Annotated in this window: 1 protein-coding gene; it reads left to right on the top strand. The window is 71.0% G+C overall.

What is annotated here, in order from left to right:
• The coding region (locus G6019_RS12135) for an acyltransferase domain-containing protein (RefSeq protein WP_182627690.1) at positions 1-1,210 on the top strand (1,210 nt) is incomplete at both ends.

Below are 1,210 nucleotides of genomic sequence, written 5' to 3'. Positions count from 1 at the left end.
CCTCCGCGCGCTGGCGGCCGGCGACCCCGGCCCCGGCGTCTTCAGCGCGGACGCCCCCGCGGGCACCGGCGACGTCTGGGTCTTCTCGGGCTTCGGCGCACAGCACCGCAAGATGGCCAAGGAGCTGTACCTGTCCAACCCGCTGTTCGCCTCGTGCCTGGACGCGGTGGACGACCTCATCGACTTCGAGGCCGGGTACCGGATGGTCGAGATGTTCCTCGACGACTCCGTCACCTACGAGGTGGAGAACGCGCAGGTCGGCATCTTCGCCGTCCAGGTCGCGCTGGTCGACACGCTCAAGGCGCTCGGCGCCAAGCCGGAGGCCGTGATCGGTCACTCCATGGGCGAGGTCGCCGCCGCCTACGCGGCGGGCGGGCTCAGCCTGGAGGACGCGGTGCGCGTGATCTGCGTGCGCTCACGTCTCATGGGCGACGCCGAGCAGCAGGTCTCGGACGAGGACGCCGGCGCCATGGCGCTGGTCGAGTACTCGGCCGAGGAGATCGCGCAGATCATCGCCGACAACCCGAGGTTCGCCTCGATCGAGCCCGCCGTCTACGCCGCCCCCACCCACACCACGGTCGGGGGTCGTGCCACGCCCGTCGCCGAGTTCGTGGCCTGGGTCGAGGAGCAGGGCAAGTTCGCCCGCCAGCTCCAGGTCCGCGGCGCCGGGCACACCTCGGACGTCGACATGCTGCTGGGTGAGCTGGCCGCCGAGATCGCGGGTCTGGAACCGCGCGAACTCACCTCCGGCCTGTTCTCCTCGGTGGACAAGGAGACCTTCTACCGGGCCGGCCACGAGCCGATCCACGCCGAGGAGTACTGGGTCAAGGGCATGCGGCACTCGGTGTGGTTCACCCACGCCGTGCGCAAGGCCGTCGAGGCCGGGTACGTCACCTTCCTGGAGTTCGCGCCCAACCCGGTCGCCGCGATGTCCGTCGCCGCGACGTGTTTCGACGCCGGCCTCATGGAGCCCAACCTGCTCCACACGCTCAAGCGCAAAGAGTCGGAGGCCGACACCCTGCTCCACGCGATCGCCCAGCTGTACGTCCACGGCCACGAGGTCAACATGGACCAGGTCGTGGAGATGCTGCACGGCTACGTCACCGGTCCGGGGCGCTACGCCGCGGTGCCGGGCACGGCGTGGAAGCGCCGGACGCTGTGGCCGACGGTGACCGCCGGCGGCGGATCGGGGGAGGGCCGCATGCCGGGC

The organism is Dietzia sp. DQ12-76 (assembly GCF_014145045.1).
In the GTDB taxonomy this organism is placed as follows: Bacteria; Actinomycetota; Actinomycetes; order Mycobacteriales; family Mycobacteriaceae; genus Dietzia.
This window is presented reverse-complemented; position numbering and strand designations above follow the sequence as displayed.